The 18,083-nt window shown below is 74.0% G+C and carries 16 protein-coding genes; 5 read left to right on the top strand and 11 right to left on the bottom strand.

Translation table 11 applies throughout. The annotated features are described in order from the left end of the window. Positions 1-221 precede the first annotated feature (221 nt). The gene (locus tag ACIRPP_RS16965; protein ID WP_003977404.1) at positions 222-596 is read left to right on the top strand and encodes an RNA polymerase-binding protein RbpA; all 375 of its coding nucleotides are present in this window, start codon (positions 222-224) and stop codon (positions 594-596) included. A 271-nt stretch (positions 597-867) separates the two neighbouring features. Here the strand turns inward: ACIRPP_RS16965 and fxsA are convergent, their stop codons facing one another. The 4 genes from fxsA to ACIRPP_RS16945 all read right to left on the bottom strand — a co-directional run bounded on the left by fxsA (position 868) and on the right by ACIRPP_RS16945 (position 5,135). Beyond that, entirely contained in the window at positions 868-1,449 is a 582-nt protein-coding gene (gene fxsA, locus ACIRPP_RS16960; protein ID WP_403642965.1) for an FxsA family membrane protein, read from the bottom strand. A 46-nt stretch (positions 1,450-1,495) separates the two neighbouring features. Continuing rightward, positions 1,496-2,425, bottom strand: a complete 930-nt coding sequence (locus ACIRPP_RS16955; protein WP_403642962.1) for a polyprenol monophosphomannose synthase — start codon at positions 2,423-2,425, stop codon at positions 1,496-1,498. Positions 2,426-3,001: 576 nt separating this feature from the next. Next, on the bottom strand, positions 3,002-4,606 hold the full coding sequence (locus ACIRPP_RS16950) for an amidohydrolase (RefSeq protein ID WP_403642959.1): 1,605 nt from the start codon (positions 4,604-4,606) through the stop codon (positions 3,002-3,004). Between the two features lie 88 nt (positions 4,607-4,694). Next, a complete protein-coding gene (locus tag ACIRPP_RS16945) occupies positions 4,695-5,135 on the bottom strand; it encodes an Lrp/AsnC family transcriptional regulator (protein WP_164338175.1) in 441 nt (146 codons plus the stop codon). Between the two features lie 267 nt (positions 5,136-5,402). On the opposite strand from ACIRPP_RS16945, the gene ACIRPP_RS16940 reads away from it, so the two are divergent. After that, the gene (locus tag ACIRPP_RS16940; RefSeq protein WP_403642956.1) at positions 5,403-5,831 is read left to right on the top strand and encodes a hypothetical protein; all 429 of its coding nucleotides are present in this window, start codon (positions 5,403-5,405) and stop codon (positions 5,829-5,831) included. Between the two features lie 465 nt (positions 5,832-6,296). Here ACIRPP_RS16940 and ACIRPP_RS16935 read toward each other — a convergent pair whose 3' ends face one another. Further along, the gene (locus ACIRPP_RS16935; RefSeq protein ID WP_403642953.1) at positions 6,297-7,469 is read right to left on the bottom strand and encodes an acyl-CoA dehydrogenase family protein; all 1,173 of its coding nucleotides are present in this window, start codon (positions 7,467-7,469) and stop codon (positions 6,297-6,299) included. 326 nt (positions 7,470-7,795) lie between these two features. Between ACIRPP_RS16935 and ACIRPP_RS16930 the strand changes: the two genes are divergently transcribed. Next, positions 7,796-9,034 carry a glycoside hydrolase family 18 protein gene (locus ACIRPP_RS16930; RefSeq protein WP_403642950.1) on the top strand — a complete coding sequence of 413 codons (1,239 nt, stop codon included), beginning with the start codon at positions 7,796-7,798 and terminating at the stop codon, positions 9,032-9,034. A gap of 88 nt (positions 9,035-9,122) precedes the next feature. On the opposite strand, the gene ACIRPP_RS16925 is transcribed toward ACIRPP_RS16930, so the two are convergent. From ACIRPP_RS16925 to ACIRPP_RS16915, 3 genes are all read right to left on the bottom strand, one after another. Continuing rightward, entirely contained in the window at positions 9,123-9,782 is a 660-nt protein-coding gene (locus ACIRPP_RS16925; protein WP_403642947.1) for a TetR/AcrR family transcriptional regulator, read from the bottom strand. A gap of 64 nt (positions 9,783-9,846) precedes the next feature. Continuing rightward, on the bottom strand, positions 9,847-9,993 hold the full coding sequence (locus ACIRPP_RS16920) for an SCO1431 family membrane protein (protein ID WP_164333228.1): 147 nt from the start codon (positions 9,991-9,993) through the stop codon (positions 9,847-9,849). Between the two features lie 164 nt (positions 9,994-10,157). Further along, positions 10,158-11,537, bottom strand: a complete 1,380-nt coding sequence (locus tag ACIRPP_RS16915) for a peptidase C39 family protein (RefSeq protein ID WP_403642944.1) — start codon at positions 11,535-11,537, stop codon at positions 10,158-10,160. A gap of 297 nt (positions 11,538-11,834) precedes the next feature. Between ACIRPP_RS16915 and ACIRPP_RS16910 the strand changes: the two genes are divergently transcribed. Both ACIRPP_RS16910 and ACIRPP_RS16905 read left to right on the top strand, forming a co-directional pair. After that, on the top strand, positions 11,835-12,455 hold the full coding sequence (locus tag ACIRPP_RS16910; RefSeq protein WP_403642941.1) for a uridine kinase: 621 nt from the start codon (positions 11,835-11,837) through the stop codon (positions 12,453-12,455). Positions 12,456-12,888: 433 nt separating this feature from the next. Next, a complete protein-coding gene (locus ACIRPP_RS16905; protein WP_403643073.1) occupies positions 12,889-14,748 on the top strand; it encodes an AAA family ATPase in 1,860 nt (619 codons plus the stop codon). Between the two features lie 22 nt (positions 14,749-14,770). Here ACIRPP_RS16905 and ACIRPP_RS16900 read toward each other — a convergent pair whose 3' ends face one another. The 3 genes from ACIRPP_RS16900 to ACIRPP_RS16890 all read right to left on the bottom strand — a co-directional run bounded on the left by ACIRPP_RS16900 (position 14,771) and on the right by ACIRPP_RS16890 (position 18,070). Then, complete coding sequence (locus ACIRPP_RS16900; protein ID WP_403642939.1) at positions 14,771-15,859, bottom strand: hemolysin family protein; 1,089 nt, start codon at positions 15,857-15,859, stop codon at positions 14,771-14,773. Beyond that, entirely contained in the window at positions 15,856-17,187 is a 1,332-nt protein-coding gene (locus ACIRPP_RS16895) for a hemolysin family protein (protein ID WP_403642936.1), read from the bottom strand. The genes ACIRPP_RS16900 and ACIRPP_RS16895 overlap by 4 nt, the downstream gene beginning before the upstream one ends. Positions 17,188-17,599: 412 nt before the next feature. After that, on the bottom strand, positions 17,600-18,070 hold the full coding sequence (locus ACIRPP_RS16890) for a PH domain-containing protein (protein WP_403642933.1): 471 nt from the start codon (positions 18,068-18,070) through the stop codon (positions 17,600-17,602). Positions 18,071-18,083: the final 13 nt, after the last annotated feature.

Raw genomic sequence — 18,083 nt, 5'->3', positions numbered from 1 at the left:
GCGCGTCAAAGATGCCGAACGCTGAGTCACATCTCGCAACAGAGGTGACAAAGCGGACGTCGGGGGGTACTGCACTGGTTGACAAGGCTGCGGCTACGACGGCGACGCATGACCCGGATCGGATCTCGGGACGGGGAATCTTTACCGCCGCCCGGACGTTGACCGGATGACGACGACAGCGACACCTGTCCTGTGGGCGACAAGCCCGGGAGGCACGATTCATGAGTGAGCGAGCTCTTCGCGGCACGCGCCTCGTGGTGACCAGCTACGAGACGGACCGCGGCATCGACCTGGCCCCGCGCCAGGCCGTGGAGTACGCATGCGAGAAGGGGCACCGCTTCGAAATGCCCTTCTCGGTCGAGGCGGAGATCCCGCCGGAGTGGGAGTGCAAGGTCTGCGGTGCCCAGGCACTCCTGGTGGACGGCGACGGCCCCGAGGAGAAGAAGGCCAAGCCTGCGCGTACGCACTGGGACATGCTGATGGAACGGCGCACCCGCGAGGAACTCGAAGAGGTCCTCGAGGAGCGTCTGGCCGTACTGCGTTCCGGTGCGATGAACATCGCGGTTCATCCGCGGGACAGCCGCAAGTCGGCCTGATCCCAGCGCGGCTCGGACGACCCGCACCCCGCACGTGAGCACAGGACCGCGGGCACCCCACCTCCGGGTGGGGTGCCCGCGGTCCTTCGTGGCCGGGAAGCGGCGGTGTGTCCGGACCCGGCGGTGCGTCCGCGCCCGGCGGTGCGTCCGCGCCCGGCGGTGCGTCCGCGCCCGGCGGTGCGGACCCGGCGGTGCGTCCACGCCCGGCGGTCCGGACCCGGCGGTGTGTCCGCGCCCGGCGGCCGCCGCGGGCCACCGCCCCCGGCGCGGATCAGCGGGTGAGCGGGGGACGCGGCTCCTGCGGTGAACCGCCCGGGCCGGCCCCGGGCTCGTCCCGGATCACCTCGCCCTGCACCACCTTGCCGTCGGGCCGGTGCATGCGCGCCTGCTGGAAGGCGTCCCCCAGGGACCCGTCCGCGACCTCGCGCAGCTTGCGCTCCACGGCGCGCTCGGCGGTGCGGCTGACGGCCCGCTGGACCGGGGGCACGAGCAGCAGCAGACCCAGTGCGTCCGAGATCAGGCCGGGAAGGATCAGCAGCAGGCCGCCCAGCATCATCAGCCCGTTGCCCTCGCTGTTCGGCCGGGGCCCGGCGACGGACCCGCTCTGCTGCTGTTGCAGCGTCTCGCCGAGGTTCTTGAAGGCCCGGCGGCCGGCCCGCTTGATGACGGCGGAGCCGAGCACCAGACCGGCCACCAGGACCAGCAGCACCACCAGACCGTTCGTCGCCCCGGCGAGCAGGGTCAGCAGCCAGATCTCCAGCACGAGCCATGCGGCGACGGCCAACGGCAGCACGGTGCGCAGCCGGGAGCGCCGGGGCCGGGCGGGATGCGGGGTCTGAGCGCCAGTCGTCATGCTCCCAGTGTGCCTGGGCCCGGCTCAGTGCGGGATAAGCGGCTGATCAGGTGTCCTGCGGCGTCGTGTCCCGGCGCTCTCCGCCGTGCTCCTGGCCGGGGCTGCTCCCGCCGGTCCGGGCGTCCGCGGGCGCGGGGGCCCGCTGCCCGGTCTCCGCCGCGGCATCCGGACCGCCGTCCACGGTCTTGTGGCCGGTGCGTCCGAGGACCTTGCCGACCCGCTCGCCGACGCCCCAGGCGGTGACCCGCCACAGCGCCTCGACAAGGATGTCCCGGCTCATCTTGGAGTCGCCGAGTTCGCGCTCGACGAAGGTGATGGGCACCTCGACGACGTGGTAGCCGGCCTTCACCGCGCGGCGCGCCAGGTCGACCTGGAAGCAGTAGCCCTGGGAGGCGACGTCGTCGAGACCGAGGCCCTTGAGCGTCTCGGTGCGGAAGGCGCGGAAACCGCCGGTGATGTCCCGCAGGGGCAGGTCGAGCGCCACGCGGGAGTAGAGGCTCCCCCCGCGCGAGATGATCTCGCGGGACCTGGGCCAGTTGACCACCCGGCCGCCGGGCACCCAGCGCGAGCCGAGCACCAGGTCGGCGCCCTTGAGGGCGGTGAGCAGACGGGGCAGCTCCTCCGGCTGGTGGGAGCCGTCGGCGTCCATCTCGATCAGGACGCCGTAGCCGTGTTCCATGCCCCAGCGGAAGCCCGCGAGGTAGGCGGCGCCCAGGCCCTCCTTGCCGGTGCGGTGCAGCACCTTGACCAGTTCGTCCTCCGCCGCCAGCTCGTCGGCCAGCTTGCCGGTGCCGTCGGGGCTGTTGTCGTCGGCCACCAGGACGTGCGCCTCGGGAACGGCCTCCCGCACCCGTCGCACGATCGCCTTGATGTTCTCCGCCTCGTTGTAGGTCGGGATGATCACCAAAGCCGTGCCGAGCGGGCCGAAAGTCCTCCCCTGGGCTCCTGCCGCGAGGATCCCGTCGCCGTCGTTCACTGCTGCCCCTTCATGTCCTGTGCGCAGGGTCCCACCATAGTGGTCACGGCCTGCGCCGACGTGAGGGGACGTGCGTACGGTGGTGTCACTTTCCGATGACCGGGTAGGTGCTCCCGTCGGCCGTGTGCGGCGAAGGCCCCGCGGGGCGCGGTGCGACGGTGGCGCGGCGGCGTGCAGCGGATGGGGGCCCGGCGCCCTTCGGGCCGGCCCGGGACCCGCCGGCTGCGGATCGACCTGTGCCGTTGTCTACTGAGCGCCCGGCCCCATCCGGGGTCGCACCTCCCCGACCGGCCGGAACGTTCCCCCCGGGCTGCGCGGGCGCTGTGCCTGGCTCCCAGTGACGGTGTTCCGGTGCAGGACACCGTCCCTGACCCAGCGGCGCCGCCACGAGTGGCCGGAAGTTCCGCGGTCGGGTGTCCGGTGGTGGACCCGGCCGAACCTACCGGTCGTCCGCGGCTGCCTGTCAACAGCCGCCCGACCTGCGCCTCTGCCGCAAACGGCCTGGTCAGGGCAGAGGATGTGCAGGTCGGGCGACCGGGCCGGCGGGCATGATCGTCACCGTACCGGCCGTGCGGATCACTCGCCCGGCCGTACGTGGACGGTGTGCCCGCCGACCACGGTGCGCAGGCACACGGGCAGGTCGCTGCCCGGCGTGAGGTCGGGCAGCCCCGGGGTGCCGGAGCGGGGGTCGGTGGACCAGCGGGCCACCCGGTCGTCGGGGGCCTGGACCACGAGTGGGCCGGTCCGCCACACGGCGTAGTCGGCGGGGGCGCCGGGCACCAGGACGCCCGCGTCGTCGCGCCCGACCGCCCGCCAGCCGCCGCGGGTGTGGGCGGTGAACGCGGCACGCACCGAGACACGGTGCTCCGGGGTGCGGTGGAACGCGGCGGCCCGGACGGTGCCCCACGGGTCGAGGGGCGTCACCGGGCTGTCGGAGCCGAAGGCGAGGGGGACGCCGGCGCGCAGCAGGGCCGCGAACGGGTTCAGGGTGCGGGCCCGCTCCGCGCCCAGCCGCCGGGCGTACATGCCGTCCTCGCCGCCCCACAGGGCGTCGAAGGCCGGCTGGACGGAGGCGGTCAGCCCGAGTTCGGCGAACGCGGCGACGGTGCCGGGGGTGAGCATCTCGGCGTGCTCGACGCGGTGCCGGGCGGCCCGGATCCGGGCGAGGCCCAGCTTGTCGGCGGCGGCCCGCATCCCCTCGGTGACGGCGCCGATCGCGGCGTCGCCGATGGCGTGGAAGCCGGCCTGGAGCCCCGCCTCCGTGCAGGCGACCACATGGGCGGCGACGGCCGCGGCGTCCAGGTGGGCGGTGCCCGTGTGGGCGGCGTCCGCGTAGGGCTCGTGCAGGCACGCGGTGTGCGAGCCGAGGGCGCCGTCGGCGAACAGGTCACCGGCGGCGCCGGCGGCCCCGAGCTCCCGCGCGCGGACGACGTTCTGCTCGGCCCAGTAGCCGACCACGCGCGGCACGTCGTCCTCGGCGGCGAGCCGCAGCAGGCCGGTGAAGTCGTCCTCGGAGGAGATCTCGGGGCCGCCGCACTCGTGGACGGTGCCGATGCCGAGCGAGGCGGCGTGGGCGAGGGCGGCGCGCTGGGCCTCGGTGCGCTGTGCGGGCGTGACGGCGCCGAGGGCGGTGGCCCGCACCGCGTGGTGGGCGTCCCCGGTGAGCGGGGCGTCCTCCCGGACGACGAGGCCGGGGACGAGATCGAGCAGCGCGGTGGTGACGACCGCCGAGTGCACGTCGATGCGGCTCAGGTAGAGGGGGCGCCCGCCGGTGGCCGCGTCGAGTTCGGCGCGGGTGGGGGGACGGCCGCCGGGCCAGCGCGCGGCGTCCCAGCCGTGGCCGAGCAGGACGCGGTCGTGGGGGCGGGCCGCGGCGAAGTCGCGTACGCGGGCGAGTGCGGCCTCCAGGGACGGGGCGTCGGACAGGTCGAGGCCGGTGAGTGCGAGGCCGGTGGCCGTGGTGTGGACGTGCGCGTCGGTGAACGCCGGGGTGACCAGCGCACCGTCGAGGTCGATCACCTCGTCGACGCCGTCGGCGAAGGCGTCGGCCGCTCCCTCGGAGCCGACCCACGCCACCTGGCCCCGCTCGACGACCATCGCGGTGGCGAACGGGTCGGCGGGACTGTGGACCTCTCCGCGGCGGAGCAGGACGGTGCGGATCGGGACGGTGCGTTCGCTCATGCCCCACAGTCTCGCTCCCCGGACGTCCGGGCCCGCAGCCAGGTCCGGTTCCCCGGGGCACCGCGGGGCGCCCGGCCCGGCGGGGCGGTCAGATGCGCGGGGGGCGCGCTTCGTAGGGCGTGGAGAGGACCACCGTCGTGCGGGTCGAGACGCCGGCCAGCGTGCGGACGCGGGCCAGCAGCTCCTCCAGCTCGTGGGGTGTGGACACGCGCACCTTGAGGATGTAGTTCTCGTCGCCCGCGACGCTGTGGCACGCCTCGATCTCGGGAACCTCGGACAGGCGGTCGGCGATGTCGTCGGGGGCGCTGGGGTCGAAGGGTTTGACCGAGATGAAGGCGGTGATCGGCAGGCCGACGGCCTCCGGGTCCACGACCGCGGCGTAGCCGCGCACCACGCCGCGCTGTTCCAGCCGGCGCACCCGCTGGTGCACGGCCGAGGTGGACAGGCCCGTGGCCTTGCCCAGGTCTGTGTAGCTCATCCGCCCGTCTTTGACGAGCAGCTGCACGATCTGTCGGTCCAGCTCCTCCATGGCGGAGAACCTACAGGGCCGGTGATCGCCGCGGATACCTGAACGGCCCAGGTCATGCCTCGTCCGTGCGGCGGAGGGCGCGCGGCCGGTCCCGCGCGGGGGACAAAGACCCGCGCACGGGGCACCTGCGAGCGGCATGTGACGAACGCCACACACTTCGAACAGTCTCCGTGATGTTCTCGTGATTACCCCCCAGGGGGGACGGGAAGTGCTTGCTGTGGTCGAGGCCGCAATGCCGTCACGGCCCAGCCCGAGGGGGAGAACCCAATGCAGAGTCTTCAGCGCCGTACCGCGTCCAAGCGCCGGCAGCCGGTGGTCGAGCTCTTTCCGGAAGGTGTCGAACGGGACGCCCTGGACGAGGAGTCGGACACCTACGACACCTTCGAGATGTACCGGGTGGTCTGCCCGGACTGCGCCCAGCCGATCGCGCTGCTGGCGGACGAGGAGGTCCTTCCGGAGCACGCGCTGTGCGCCTCGCCGTGGAACCCGTTCGGGCTCACGGTCTGCGCCGGGACCGGCCGCCGGGCCTCCGACGCGCGCCCCGCGGACGAGTCCGTCACCCCGCAGGAGCAGGACACCGCGCTGTTGTTGACGCTGCCCCAGGGGCTCGACTGGCGGACGCAGCCGTTCTCGCACGTCGGCGGGCCGGGCTCGCGCCCGATCCGGGTTCCCGGCATGCGCCGCCACGCCGCCTGACCGCCGCTGCGGCCGAGGGCGGCGGCCCGCCCCCGCCCTCACCCGTAAGTGTGGACGCGCGGACACGGGGACCCACCCAGGAGACGTCCCCGCGCGGCGTCCGGTGTCCCCGCGCGTCCCGCAACGGGGTGCCGGGCCACGGCACTTGCCCCCCGTCCGCCGGCCCTCGCCCCGGGGGTCGCGCCGTGCGCGGGACGGGGGGCGAACGCACGGCCTATTCCGTCGGCGGGTGACGTGCCCGGTCGCTCCCGCGTTGCCCGGGTATGACGACCCCCACGTACTCGACGACCGGGCGTCAGCGCCGTCTCTTCGTCCCGCCGCCCGCCCCGGCCCCGCCCCGGCTGCCCGATCCGCCGATCTACCGCGATCTGCTGCGGACCTGGGCCGACCGCGGGCGCACCCTGCCGGGGCGCCACGATCCCGAATGGGCCCGGCTCGCGGCGCCCTTCCGGGGGCTCGGTCAGTTCAGCGGGACTCCGGACCCGCGAGATGACGGGCGATGACCATGCGCTGGATCTGGTTGGTGCCCTCGACGATCTGCAGCACCTTGGCCTCGCGCATGTAGCGCTCGGCCGGGAAGTCCGCGGTGTAGCCGTAGCCGCCGAGGATCTGCACGGCGTCGGTGGTGACCCGCATCGCCGTGTCGGTGCAGTGCAGCTTCGCCATGGCCGCCTGCTTCGCGAAGGGCCGTCCGGCGTCGCGCAGCCGGGCCGCCGCGAGGTACAGGGCGCGGCCCGCCTCGATCTGGGTGGCCATGTCGGCGAGCATGAACCTGAGCCCCTGGAAGTCGGCGATCGGCTTGCCGAACTGCCGGCGCTCCGAGGCGTACCGCAGGGCCTCATCGAGCGCCGCCTGGGCCAGGCCGACGGCGCAGGCCGCGATGCCGAGCCGGCCGCCGTCCAGCGCGGACAGGGCGATGGCGAAGCCCTGGCCCTCCTCGCCGATGCGCCGGTCGTCGCCGACGCGTACGCCGTCGAGGTGGACCTGGGCGGTGGGCGAGCCCTTCATGCCCATCTTCTTCTCGGGTGCCGCGCCGCCCAGCCCCTCGGCGTCGCCGGGCACCAGGAAGGCGGAGATGCCGCGCGGGCCGTCCTCGCCGGTGCGGGCCATGACCGTGTAGAAGTCGGCGATGCCGCCGTGGGTGATCCACGCCTTGGTGCCGGTGATCACCCAGTGGTCGCCGTCGCGCACGGCCCTGGTGCGCAGGGAGGCCGCGTCGGAGCCGGAGGCGGGCTCGGAGAGGCAGTAGGCGCCCAGCAGGCCGCCGCCGAGCATCGCGGGCAGGTGTTCGGCCTGCTGCTCCTTGGATCCGTAGGCGGCGAGCGCGTAGGAGGCGAGGGTGTGCACGCTGACGCCCAGGCCGACGGTCAGGCGGGCCGCGGCGAGCTCCTCCAGGACCTGGAGGTAGACCTCGTACGGCTGGTCGCCGCCGCCGAACTCCGCGTCGTAGGGAAGGCCGAGCAGTCCGGACTCGGACAGGAGGGTGAACAGCTCGCGCGGGAAGCGGCCAGCGTCCTCCTCCTCGGCCGCCCGCGGGGCGATCTCGCGCTGGGCGATGTCCCGGACGAGCGAGATGAGGTCCCGGGCCTCGTCGGTGGGCAGTTGCCGGTCCACCGGCTGCGGGGCGTGGTCGGGCATGGCGACGCTCTCCTCCCTGTCGGGCACATCGGCGGATGTGCGCCTTGGGTTGGGGGCGGCTCCGCCGGGTCGTTCCGGTGCCTTCCCGCTGCTCGCGCTTCCGGGTCTCGGAAGCTGCTGATCAGCGGCTTGCGCTGTGAGTATGCCCGATCCGCGGCATCCCGTCACCAGTTAACGACCGCTTACTTCAGGAAACCGCCGGCCGTCCGGATTGGTCCGCACCATTGACCGGAGTGGTCTAGTCCTCCTAGTGTTTCGCTTCCCACCGGGTCGCTGCGTTCATGCCAAAACGACCCGGGCTCCCCTCCCCCACGAGGAGACACCGGATGCCGTCCCCCCACCGCCCCCGCACCCTGCGGGCGCTCCTGTCCACCGCCTGCGCCGCCGTACTCGGCGCCGGACTGCTCGCCGGCGCGAGCACCCCGACCGCGACCGCCGCGACCTCGGCTCAGGAGGCCGCCGCCGGTTCGAAGGTCATCGGCTACTTCACCGAATGGGGCACCTACGACCGCTCGTACCTCGTCAGGAACATCGACACCTCGGGCTCGGCGGAGAAGCTCACCCACATCAACTACGCCTTCGGCAACGTCACCGGCGGCCGGTGCGCCATGGGCGACTCCTACGCGGCCACCGAGCGCGCCTACACGGCCGGCCAGTCCGTCGACGGTGTCGCCGACACCTGGGACCAACCGCTGCGGGGCACCTTCAACCAGCTGCGCGAGCTGAAGAAGAAGCACCCGGACCTCAGGATCCTGTGGTCCTTCGGCGGCTGGACCTGGTCCGGCGGGTTCGGCGAGGCCGCGAAGGACCCGGCCGCCTTCGCCCGGTCCTGCCACGACCTGGTCGAGGACCCCCGGTGGGCCGACGTCTTCGACGGCATCGACATCGACTGGGAGTACCCCAACGCCTGCGGCGCCACCTGTGACACCAGCGGCCGGGACGCGTTCCGCGACGTGATGGCGGCGATGCGCACCACGTTCGGCTCCGAGAACCTGGTCACCGCGGCGATCCCCGCCGACGCCACACCCGGTGGCAAGATCGACGCCGCCGACTACGCGGGCGCCGCGCAGTACGTCGACTGGTACAACCCGATGACGTACGACTACTTCGGCGCCTGGGACGCCACCGGCCCCACCGCCCCGCACTCACCGCTGACCTCGTACGACGGCATCCCCGAGGCCGGCTTCCACAGCTCCGCCACCATCGCCGGGCTCAAAGGCCTCGGCATCCCGTCGTCGAAGCTGCTGCTCGGCATCGGCTTCTACGGCCGCGGCTGGACCGGGGTCACCCGGTCCGCGCCGGGCGGTACGGCGAGCGGGCCGGCCCCGGGCACGTACGAGCCGGGCATCGACGACTACAAGGTGCTCCGGACCGAGTGCCCCGCCACCGGCACCGTCGGCGGCACCGCCTACGCCAAGTGCGGTGACGAGTGGTGGAGTTACGACACCCCGGCCACCATCGCGGACAAGATGGACTACAAGGACCGGGAGGGCCTGGCCGGGACGTTCTTCTGGGAGCTGAGCGGCGACACCGCCGACGGTGAGCTGATCCGGGCCATCCGCTAGCCGGACGCACGCGGGACACCGGGGCGGGGGTTCCACGGGGGGGACCTCCGCCCTCCGGGGCGCCCGGGGCCGTGCGGGCGGGCCCGGCTCAGGTGTCCCGGCGGGCGGGCTCCGGGGCCGGGTGGGCGGGGTCCAGCTCCTCGATGGCCCGCAGGGCGCCGCCGAGCGTCTTCACCAGCAGGTCCGTCATGACCTCGCGCGGCAGCTCGGGCCGCTCGATCCAGGCGAGGGTGGCACCCTCGACGCTGCACACCCAGGACAGCAGCCCCATCCGGGCCACCGGGGAGATCGCGTCGCCCCGTCCGTAGGCGCCCTCGGCGATGGTGGTCACGATCGCCTCGCGCACCCCGTCCCGGACGGCCTGCACCTCGGTGTCGAAACCGACGCCGCCGCTGACGATCGTGCGGTAGGCGGCCTGGTGGTGCTCGGCGTAGCGCAGGTAGCCGTCGATGGTGCGGTGCACCCGGTCCACCGGCGGCCGGTCGGTCCCGCTCCCCGCGAAGGTGACGAGATCGGCGACCGCGTCCTCGATGATCGCCAGGTAGTAGCCCCGCTTGGAGTGGAAGTAGTAGTAGATCAGCCCCTTGGCGACCTGCGCCTGGCGCGCGATGTCGTCCATGGAGAGCGCGTCGTAGGAGGTGTCGGCGAACAGGCGCCGCCCGATCGCGATGAGCTCTGCACGACGCGTCAGGGAGCGTTCGGTACGGCGTACGCGCGGGCGTGCGGCCGGTTGCTGACTGACACTCAAGGCGACCCTGGTCTTCTGCGGGGGGCGGGACCCCCGCAGTATGGCAGGTCGCCCCGCGGCCGGGTCAGAGGAGTCCGAGCCGGGTCACCAGCATCGCCAGGACCACGACGAGGGTCCAGCCCATCACGTGCTCGAGGATCTTCGGGCCGTCCTCCTGGGGACCTCCGGTGCGGGCGCGGGTGGCGGTGACGGTGGCTGCGGTGGCGGTCATGGCATCTCGCTGGTCTCGGTGGTGCGGTGGTTCCCCCGTACGGAGTTGTCCACTTTGCCACCGGAAGCGGCCTCTGCGGCCGAGACCTTGGTCACACGGGCGGCTGGATCCCGCATTCCGGGGTACAGCCGCCCGCGCTTCCGGGGCACAGCCGCCCGCGCGCCTCAGCGCACGCCCACCGCCGCCAGCGCCCTGCGCTGCCGCGCTCCGGGGCGGGCCGGGAAGTAGAGGTAGCAGATCCCGCCGGTGCCGGAGACGACCTTGCCGGAGGCGTTGTACCGCTTGGTCCGCAGCCAGATGTTCTCCCACTCGCGCCGCCGGTAGACCCGCCGCACGGCCTCGTTGCTGGGGGAGGCCGGGTCGTTGGCGATCACGTCGCCGTCGGCGGTGAAGCCGATCACGGTCATCAGGTGCCCGGCTGTGCCGTACCCGGCGCCGGTCAGCTCCTCCTTCAGGAAGGACTGGGAGGTGATCACCGGGATGCCCGCGGCGATCAGGGTCTCCAGGTCGGCCAGGGAGCCGAGCCGGGTGACCACGCCCCGGATCCCCTCGAAGCCGGCCGCGTAGGCCGCGTTGAACGGCCAGTTGCCGCAGCCGGCGTAGGCGTGGTCGTAGGTGTGCCGGGCCGCGTGGCACACCTGCGGGTCGTCGTACGACGGATCGACCCAGGCCAGTTCCTCCTCGGAGAGCCGGCCGCCCCAGTACTCGATGATCATCTGTGAGGACGTGGGGCTGCACCACGCCTCGCCGCCGTTGTCGTACTCCGGGTACCGGCCCTTGTGGATCTCCTGCGAGTAGCGCGGGACGGCCAGTTCCCGGGCCACGCGGGGCGGGGAGGCCGGGACGGTGAAACGGTCGGGGATGTCGGAGCCCATCGCGCCGAGCCGCCACACGGCGGGCGTGAGCCGGGTGCCGGGGCGGCGGTGGAGGGTGAGCCGCAGCCGGTGGGCGACCAGGCGCGTGCCCGAGGCCGGGTCGTCGACGGCGAGGGTGTCGGTCCACACGGTGCTGCGGCCGTCGCCCTGGCCGTCCAGCGAGGTCCGCCGGATGTCCCGGTCGCCGGACGCCCAGCGGCCCATGACGTACCAGGGGGTGTGCGTGCCGTCGTCGTAGGTGCCGCGCAGTTCGATCTGGAGCCAGGTGCCCTCCGGGGTCCGGGCGTTCCAGGAGGCGATCACCTCGGTCGTGGGGACGGAGAGCCGGTGCAGGGGGGAGGTCCAGGTCGCGTACTCCCACGGGGCGGTGCGGCCGGTGTGGGGGTCGGTGTACTCGGTGGTGCCCGCCGGGCGGGAGATCACCAGGGCGGGCCGCGAGCCGGCGACGGCCCGGGTGCCGCGGGCGGTGCCGGTGCGCCAGTCGGCGTGGGTCGTCCAGGCGCGGTTGTCGACGAGGCGCCCGGGAGCGCGGCCATCGGCCGGGGCGGCGGGGGCGGCGGCGGGGGCCGGGCGCGGGGCGGCGGCCGCCGAGGTCGCGCCGCCGGCCACGGTCGCGGCGACCGCGGCCGTCAACAGGATTCTGCGGGACGGCTGTTCGGCTTGGCTCATGGGTGGCAGACCCCCAGGTGTCCGAGTCGGGGCAGGTCCGGTGCACGGCCGGTCGGACGGTGTGCGTCCACCGGTGGGAACGGGCGTGCGCCCACTATGGACGCAGCCGCGCCGGTCCGGCCAGCACCCGGGGCCGTGCCGCGCCGGCCAATATGGGTCTCGACCTCTGACGGCGCCCCGGGGGAGCGAGGACGCACCCGCGGGTCCGCCGGCGGCGGGCGCCGTCGTGCGGGCGGGTCCGCCCACGGCCTACAGTGCTGGCGTCCTGTCCCCTCCCCCACACCCCGGGAGCCGGCCGTGCACGCTCTCGCCGCCCGCATCCACCGGCTCGCCCCGTCCTGCGGCCCGGTGCGGCTCGTCGGCGTCGACGGGCACGCGGGCTCCGGAAAGTCCACGTTCGCCGGCCGGCTGGCCGCGGCCCTGGGCGGCGCCCCGGTGCTGCGGCTCGACGACGTCGCCAGCCACGAGGAGCTGTTCGCGTGGACCGGGCGGCTGTCCGACCAGGTGATCGAGCCGCTCCGGGCCGGCCGGACGGCGCGCTACTCCCCCTACGACTGGCACTCCCGCCGCTTCGGGGAGCCCCGGCCGCTGCCGCCCGCGCCGGTCGTCCTCGTCGAGGGGGTCGGCGCGGGACGCCGGGCCCTGCGCCCGCACCTGGCGCTGCTGCTGTGGATGGACCTGCCCGCGGCGGACTCCTGGGCGCGGGGGCGGGCCCGGGACGGCGCGGAGCTGCGGGAGTTCTGGGACGGGTGGGTGGCGGCGGAACGGCGGCACTTCGCCGAGGACCCCTCCCGGCCGTTCGCGGACCTTCTGGTGCGGCAGCGGGAGGAGGGGTACGAGGTGCTCCCCGGGCCCGCCGTGACGGCTGATGCGGGACCGCCGTTCACCGTCGGTGACGGACCGCCAGCAGTGTGCTGAACCTGTGAAAACGCCTCGTCGGACAAGTTGCCCGGGTACCCCAACTTGGCTTGACCGCCGGGCCGTACAGGTCTTACGTTCTCAATGTGCGGCCCTTCGGGACCGCTCGCGGACACGAAGCCCCCGGTTGTTCCCCCGTGATCGGGGGCTTCGTTCTGCCCGCTCCGCGCCCTCCGGACGCCGCGGGCCCCCTGTCCGTCACGCTCGGTCACCGTTCGGCGGCCCCGCGTGCCCCCTCCCTCCACCGCCCCGGCCGGGCGGCACCCTACGGCCGTGGCGCCGTCGCGGGTACGATGCCCTCGGTGCGATCGGGGGACGCTGCTGCGCACCTGCAACTCCGGTCCGTGGCACAGCGGTTCGACCTTGACCTTGGGGAGCCGACGGACGAGGGCCGGCCGGCACACCGACAGGGGCACGGTTCGTGGGGGACGCGATGGACTTCGGCACGCATGGCCCGCAGGCCCCGGCCGACCTGGCCTGGCTGCGGGGCGTCGACGCCTACACCATGGGCGCCTATCCGCAGGCCGAGGAGGAGTTCCGGAACGCGGTACGGATCGACCCCGGGATGGCCGACGGCTGGCTCGGGCTGCACGCGCTGCGGGTCGACACGACGACCGCGCTGCTGCGCATGTTCCGGCACCGGGACCGCTTCGGCGAGCAGCGCACCCGGCACCGACGCACCCTCAACTCCTGGTACTGGCTGGGGTGGTGGGTGCAGCCCGTGCTGGAGAGCCCGCGGGACCTGCTGCTCGCGCACGCCTCCCACTGGCTGGACGGCCGGCACGTCCCCGAACTGGACCGGGCGCTTGCCGGACTGCCGCCCGTGGACACCGAACCCCAGGTCCGCTTCCTGCACGCCTGCCGTGCCTATCTCGTCAAGGACTGGGAGCAGTTGGTCCGGCACACCGACCCGCTGCTCGGTGACCCGCTGCTCGGCATCGAGGCGGGCCTGTTCGGCGGCATGGCCCGGGTCCGGCTGGAGATGTACGGGCAGGCCGAACCCCTGCTGTCCGCGGCCCTGATGCGCTGCCGCAGCGAGCAGCCGCAGCGCAAGGAACTGCGCTACTGGCTGGCCCGGGCGCACGAGGGGACCGGCCGCAGCGCCGCCGCACTCCCCCTGTACCGGGCCGTGCACCGGGTCGACCCCGCCTTCATGGACACCTCGGCGCGGCTCGCGGCGATCTCCGAGGGGGACGGCTACGACGACGCGGGCCTCGCCGCGATCACGCTCACCGGCGCCGGCCAGGACACCCTGGACACACCCGACACCCTCGATCCGCTGTTCGGCACGGAGGGCCGCGACCTGCGGCTGTCCGACCCGGAGCCGCCGCCCGCCCCGCTGCCCCCGCTGTCCGTCGCCCCGGTGCGGGAGCGGACGGGCTCCGCGCAGGTGCCGCTGCCCACCGGGCCCACCGATCCGGCGTTACTGGAGGAGGCCCTCGCCGAGTTGGAGCGCATGGTCGGTCTCGAACCGGTGAAGCGACAGGTCAAAGCGCTGTCGGCGCAGCTCAACATGGCGCGGCTGCGGGCCGGGCAGGGCCTGCCGGTGCAGCCGCCCAAACGGCACTTCGTCTTCTCCGGCCCCTCCGGCACCGGGAAGACCACCGTGGCCCGCATCCTGGGCCGGGTCTTCTACGCCCTCGGACTGCTCGGCGGCGACCATCTCGTGGAGGCGCAGCGCGCCGACCTGGTCGGCGAGTACCTCGGGCAGACGGCCGTGAAGGCCAACGAGCTGATCGACTCCGCGCTCGGCGGGGTCCTCTTCGTCGACGAGGCCTACTCGCTCTCCAACTCCGGGTACGGCAAGGGCGACGCGTACGGCGACGAGGCCCTGCAGGTGCTGCTGAAGCGGGCCGAGGACAACCGCGACCACCTGGTGGTGATCCTGGCCGGCTATCCGGAGGGCATGGACCGGCTGCTGACCGCCAACCCGGGGCTGTCCTCCCGGTTCACCACCCGGGTCGACTTCCCGTCCTACCGGCCGCTGGAGCTGACCGAGATCGGCAAGGTGCTCGCGGCCGACAACGGGGACGTGTGGGACGAGGAGGCCCTGGACGAGCTGCGGTCCGTCGCCGGTCACGTGGTGGACCAGCAGTGGATCGACGAGCTGGGCAACGGGCGTTTCCTGCGCACCCTGTACGAGAAGAGCTGCGCGTACCGCGACCTGCGGCTGTCCACCGTGCCGGGCACGCTGACCCGGGAGGACCTGTCGACGCTGCGGCTGCCGGACCTGATGCAGGCGTACGGGGAGGTCCTGTCGGGCCGCAGCCCGCAGGACCCCCCGGGACGGTGACGCGCCGCCGGCGCGGCGAACGCTAGGTGGCCAGGGCCTGTTCCGGCTCGCCGCTCGCGCGGGGCTCGGTCAGCCGCACCTGTGGCAGCTGCCGGTGGGCGGGGTCGTGGACCTCGCCGACCAGCGTCTCCAGGACGTCCTCCAGGGCGACCAGGCCCAGTACCGCCCCGGACGCGTCGGCCACCTGAGCCAGATGGGTGGCGGCGCGGCGCATCACCGTGAGGGCGTCGTCCAGCGGGACGTCGGCGCGCAGGGTGGTCATCGGCCGCCACAGCCTGCGCGGCACCGGACGCTCGTCGTCCTCCAGGTCGAGGACGTCCTTCACGTGCAGGTAGCCCAGGTAGGCGTCGCCGTCCTCGGCGGCGACCGGGAAGCGGGAGTAGCCGGTGCGGGCGGTGAGCTCCACCACGCGCGCCGGGGTGACCGACGGTTCGACGGTCACCAGCGACGCGTGCCCGAGCAGGACGTCCGTCACCGGGCGGCTGGCCAGTCCGAGGGCGTCCTCCAGGCGTTCGGTCTCCTCCGGGTCGAGCAGGCCGGCCCGGCCGGAGTGCTCCACCAGCCGGTTGAGCTGCTCGCTGGTGAAGACGGCCTCCACCTCGTCCTTCGGCTCGACCCGGAACAGCCGCAGGACGGCCTCCGAGCAGGCGCCGAGCGCGGCCGTGACCGGGCGGCACAGGCGGGCGAACCAGACCAGGCCGGGGCTGAGCCACAGCGCGGCCTTCTCGGGGGCCGCCATCGCGAGGTTCTTGGGGAGCATCTCCCCGATGACGAGGTGGAAGAAGACCACCGCGGCGAGCGCGATGACGTAGCCGAGCGGGTGGACCATGCCCGGCGGCAGGTGGATCCACGCGAAGACGGGCTCCAGCAGGCGGGCCACCGTCGGCTCGGCGACCGCGCCGAGCGTCAGGGAGCAGACGGTGATGCCGAACTGGGCCGCCGCCATCATCTGCGGCAGGTGTTCCAGTCCGTGCAGCACCTGGCGGGCGCGGGCGGTGCCGAGCGGTTCGATCTGGCTGCGGCGCACGGACACGAGCGCGAACTCGGCGCCGACGAAGAATCCGTTGGCGAGCACCAGCAGCGCGGCGAACAGGAGTTGGAGGACGCTCATCCCGCGGCCTCCACCAGCGGCAGCGGCGCGGTCCTGACCAGGCGGACCCGGTCGGCGCGGTAGTGGCCGACCCGGCGCACCGACAGGCGCCAGCCGGGCAGCTCCACCTGGTCGCCGACGGCCGGGATGCGGCCGAGGACGTCGGCCACCAGTCCGGCGACGGTCTCGTAGGGCCCGTCGGGTGCCTCCAGGCCGATGCGGCGCAGCTGGTCGACGCGAACGCCCCCGTCGACGTCCCAGACGGGGTTGCCGTCCTGCGGCGGGGCGGCGGTGAGCTGGGGCGTGTCCGGGTCGTCGTGCTCGTCGCGGACCTCGCCGACGATCTCCTCGACGATGTCCTCGAGGGTGACGACGCCCGCGGTGCCGCCGTACTCGTCGACGACGACGGCGATGGGCTGTTCGCTGCGCAGCCGGGTCAGCAGCGCCCGCACGGGCAGCGTCTCGGGCACCAGCAGCGCGGGGCGGGCGATGTCCTCGACGGGGGTGCGGAGCCGGTCGCGGGCGGGCACGGCGAGCGCGTCCTTGAGATGGACGATGCCGGTCACCTCGTCGATCCGCTCCCGGTAGACGGGGAAGCGGGACAGGCCGGTGGCCCGGGTGAGGTTGACGACGTCCTGGGCGGTGGCCGAGGACTGCAGGGCGCTCACCTTCACGCGCGGTGTCATCACGTGCTGCGCGGCCAGCTCCGCCAGGGACAGGGTGCGCACGAAGAGGTCGGCCGTGTCCTGTTCCAGGGCGCCGGCCCGGGCGGAGTGCCGGGCCAGGGAGACCAGTTCGCCCGGGGTGCGGGCGGAGGCGAGTTCCTGGGTGGGTTCGATGCCGAAGAGGCGCACCAGCCGGTTGGCGACGGCGTTCAGTCCGGCGATGACCGGGCGGAACAGCCGGGCGAAGACCTGCTGCGGGCCGGCGACGAAGCGGGCGACCTGCAGCGGGCGGGAGACGGCCCAGTTCTTGGGCACGAGTTCACCGATCACCATCTGCACGGCGGAGGCCAGCAGTACGCCGACGACCACGCAGATGCCGGACACGGCACCGCCGGGCACGCCGAGGGCGGTGACCGGGCCGTGCAGCAGCCGGGCGAGGGCCGGTTCGGCGAGCATGCCGACGACGAGGGAGGTGAGGGTGATGCCGAGCTGGGTGCCGGAGAGCTGGAAGGACAGCTCCTTGAGGGAGGCCACGACGCGGCGGGCGCGCCGGTCACCGGTCGCGGCGGCCCGTTCGGCGTCGGGGCGCTCGACGGTGACGAGGCCGAACTCGGCGGCCACGAAGAAGCCGTTGGCGAGAATCAGCAGGAGTGCGGCTGCCAGGAGCAGCAGGGGGGTGGTCATGATGCCACCGCCTCCGTGGGGACGCGGACCGGGCGGGGCCGGCCGGCGCTATGTCGGGAGGGGGCGGCGCAGGTACTGCCGGACGATCCGTCCATCGCCTGAGAGGGTCACTCCTCGGGTCGCAGGAATCCCCTGGCGCACCGGGCGGGCGGCAGGGGTGCGGGCGCGGTCGTCGCGCCTTTGGTCCACCAGATTAATCGGGACACGGGCGACTGCGGCAGGGTGAGGGCCCGGACGGGTCCCCGATGTGCGTCACGGCCGGTCCCGGCGGGGTGCCGGAACGGGCCGTGGTGCGGTGCCGGGGGCGGCGGGTCAGCCGCGGAGTGCCTCGGGGCCGGCCGTGGTGCGGTGCCGGGGACGGGCCGTGGTGCGGTGCCGGGGACGGGCCGTGGTGCGGTGCCGGGGCGGCGGGTCAGCCGCGGGGTGCCTCGGGGCCGGCCGTGGACCGGGCGGCGGCCAGGGCGCGCAGGGCGCGGGCGTCGGCGATGGCGTGCTGCTTGGCGATGCCCGGCTGGATGCCGAGCGCGGGCATGCTGGTGCCGTCGCTGAGGTCGAGGAACACCCAGGGGTCGCCGGGGCGCAGGTGCACCTGGATGATTTCCGGCCACTCCAGGCGGCGGCGGGTGACGATGTTGACGACGGTGACGCCGGTCTCGTCGCACTCGACCCGGGGCCGGGCGAGCAGGTACAGCACGCTGCCGAGGAGGGCCCCGGTGACCACGAAGCTGAGGCGTTCGCCCGGGCTCAGCCGGGTGAGGAGGACGCCGATCAGGCTGACGGCGACGAAGATCGCGACGCCCATCGTGAGCAGCACGGCGCGGGTGCGGCCGGGGCGGAAGGTGACGGGCAGGGCGGGCAGCCCGGACGAGGTGGCATCCGACATGGTGTCGCTCCCG

This window comes from Streptomyces sp. NPDC101219 (assembly GCF_044767675.1).
Lineage (GTDB): Bacteria > Actinomycetota > Actinomycetes > Streptomycetales > Streptomycetaceae > Streptomyces.
Note: the sequence above shows the minus strand (reverse complement) of the source record. Positions and strands in the feature narration are given on the sequence as shown.

What these genes read in the sequence shown, in the direction of transcription:
- ACIRPP_RS16950 (WP_403642959.1), bottom strand. Translation starts at nt 4,606, where the DNA reads ATGAGCGAACGCACCGTCCCGATCCGCACCGTCCTGCTCCGCCGCGGA.
- ACIRPP_RS16930 (WP_403642950.1), top strand. Translation starts at nt 7,796, where the DNA reads ATGCCGTCCCCCCACCGCCCCCGCACCCTGCGGGCGCTCCTGTCCACC.
- ACIRPP_RS16890 (WP_403642933.1), bottom strand. Translation starts at nt 18,070, where the DNA reads ATGTCGGATGCCACCTCGTCCGGGCTGCCCGCCCTGCCCGTCACCTTC.
- ACIRPP_RS16945 (WP_164338175.1), bottom strand. Translation starts at nt 5,135, where the DNA reads ATGGAGGAGCTGGACCGACAGATCGTGCAGCTGCTCGTCAAAGACGGG.
- ACIRPP_RS16905 (WP_403643073.1), top strand. Translation starts at nt 12,889, where the DNA reads ATGGACTTCGGCACGCATGGCCCGCAGGCCCCGGCCGACCTGGCCTGG.
- fxsA (WP_403642965.1), bottom strand. Translation starts at nt 1,449, where the DNA reads ATGACGACTGGCGCTCAGACCCCGCATCCCGCCCGGCCCCGGCGCTCC.
- ACIRPP_RS16915 (WP_403642944.1), bottom strand. Translation starts at nt 11,537, where the DNA reads ATGAGCCAAGCCGAACAGCCGTCCCGCAGAATCCTGTTGACGGCCGCG.
- ACIRPP_RS16940 (WP_403642956.1), top strand. Translation starts at nt 5,403, where the DNA reads ATGCAGAGTCTTCAGCGCCGTACCGCGTCCAAGCGCCGGCAGCCGGTG.
- ACIRPP_RS16895 (WP_403642936.1), bottom strand. Translation starts at nt 17,187, where the DNA reads ATGACCACCCCCCTGCTGCTCCTGGCAGCCGCACTCCTGCTGATTCTC.
- ACIRPP_RS16935 (WP_403642953.1), bottom strand. Translation starts at nt 7,469, where the DNA reads ATGCCCGACCACGCCCCGCAGCCGGTGGACCGGCAACTGCCCACCGAC.
- ACIRPP_RS16900 (WP_403642939.1), bottom strand. Translation starts at nt 15,859, where the DNA reads ATGAGCGTCCTCCAACTCCTGTTCGCCGCGCTGCTGGTGCTCGCCAAC.
- ACIRPP_RS16965 (WP_003977404.1), top strand. Translation starts at nt 222, where the DNA reads ATGAGTGAGCGAGCTCTTCGCGGCACGCGCCTCGTGGTGACCAGCTAC.
- ACIRPP_RS16920 (WP_164333228.1), bottom strand. Translation starts at nt 9,993, where the DNA reads ATGACCGCCACCGCAGCCACCGTCACCGCCACCCGCGCCCGCACCGGA.